Annotated in this window: 1 protein-coding gene; it reads left to right on the plus strand. The window is 46.9% G+C overall.

Translation table 11 applies throughout. The features are described from left to right. Positions 1–168: 168 nt before the first annotated feature. Positions 169–1,446 carry an IS110 family RNA-guided transposase gene (locus GC102_RS18770; RefSeq protein WP_171690900.1) on the plus strand — a complete coding sequence of 426 codons (1,278 nt, stop codon included), beginning with the start codon at positions 169–171 and terminating at the stop codon, positions 1,444–1,446. The last annotated feature ends 414 nt before the right edge of the window (positions 1,447–1,860 follow it).

Consider the following 1,860-nt stretch of genomic DNA (forward strand, 5'->3'; position numbering starts at 1 on the left):
CTCGATAGTTGAACAGGCATCCTAACTGCCTGTTCGTCATGATGCTAACGTTCTCCGTTAACATTCCTGTAGGTGTTAGTAGATTGAACTTGCAGAAAAAAGGACGCCTCGCTAGGATGAGTATGTACTGGGTTGCAGCCCTCAGAACTCACCTTAGGAGGCGTTATCATGAAGTCTAATCCAATTAAGTCTCAAAATCAACGTGTAGAACGAATCTCCACTACCACTCTGGTCATAGGCATCGACATTGCCAAGGAGAAGCACGCTGCACAAGCCATTAATTTTCGAGGTATTGTCCTCACCAAGCGCCCTATTCTATTTTCGAATGACCTGGCTGGCTTTGAGCATTTAGAACACAGTATTCGGAAATTACAGAAGATGCACGGCATGAATGACTTTGTTGTGGGAATGGAGAGCACCGGTCACTACTGGTTCAATATTCCCAACTGGTTGGTTGGTCAAGGAATTGATGTGGCTCTTGTCAATCCAATGACAACCAAACGTAATAAGGAAAACAGAGATAACTCACCTTCCAAGAACGACCCAAAAGACGCTCTGGTCATCGCCGATGCGGTGAGTCGTGGGTTCTACACGCCCTTCTCCCCAAAGGATGAAGCATTCCGCCGCATACGGGTTATGGTTACAAACAGAGAGCACTGGGTTGTTAAATCAGGACGGATTAAGAATAGAATCCACCGCTGGCTCGATATCCGGTTTCCAGAATACAGACAAGCATTTGATGATATTTTTAGCGATCGTTCGTTGGCCACTTTGCGCCGGTTCCCAGCCCCTTCTGACCTATTGCAGCTAACTCCGGAGCTAATGGTACAGATCTGGGGTGAGTATATGGCCAGACCTGGCGGGGTGCGAGGTAAGAACAAGGCGATGGAACTTCAATCACTCGCTAGACATAGCGTGGGAGACACTACTGCCCTTGAAGAAGACAAATGGGAGCTAAGGCACCTCATCGAAGAGTATGAAAGAATCTGCCGAATCATTGATGAAGCGGACGAGATGATTGAAAAAGTACTGCCTGAAATTCCTTGTTCAGATCTCGTTCGATCTGTCGGTGCTTCCGTTCCTGCAACAGCTGCCATATTGGCATTTGGCGGGGACTTACGTAAGCTGTCTCACGGAAATCAATTATTACGTAAGGCAGGATTGAACTTAGCAGAACGAAGTTCAGGCAAGTATAAGGGGCAAATTAAGCTCACCAAACGAGGCAACTCACTACTGCGCAAGCATCTCTACTTCACTGTGTTTCACCTGTTATCTTTCAATGGAGCGTTCCAAGCCATGCATGCGCACAATACCGAAGTGAAACGAATGACGAAAATGCAGTCCATGATGAAGCTGATTGGGAAACTCGCACGGATGCTTGTAGCCATGGCAAGAGAAGGACAAACATTCTCCATGGATAAGGCCCAGCTACCGTTAGCAGCATAAAAAAAGTAAATCGTAACCCTGACACGTAGATTGGCTCATTCGCAGGATCTCACAAAGAAAGCACCGAGTACCGAGATTTTTCCGCTTTAGGGCATAGACCCGTTCCGTTAACGTTGATCGGACTCCACACCTTGGAAAGATAGGACGAAGGAATGTGAGGGCAAAGACCCGTCGAGATTTGGGAGAGTGAATCCCCAAGGACCTTGTGGAGAGAAGCGTGCAGTATAACTTTTTCATGGAAGATGTTGTAAAAGTGATCAGCACCTTCTGTTCCCGCATGCGCTCTAACGGAACTGCCTGCCACACACTACCCAAACACCTGAACTCCTATTTAACATCCATATTGAAATCCTGCGAATGAGCGAGGATTCGTGAGAAAATCCTTATTCTCTGAGGGAGCGGAATAACCATAAT

Origin of the sequence: Paenibacillus germinis (assembly GCF_013141785.1) — a bacterium.
Lineage (GTDB): Bacteria > Bacillota > Bacilli > Paenibacillales > NBRC-103111 > Paenibacillus_E > Paenibacillus_E phytorum.

Bases quoted from the DNA above. Each gene is read 5' to 3' on its own strand.
- GC102_RS18770 (WP_171690900.1), top strand. From the start codon at position 169: ATGAAGTCTAATCCAATTAAGTCTCAAAATCAACGTGTAGAACGAATC.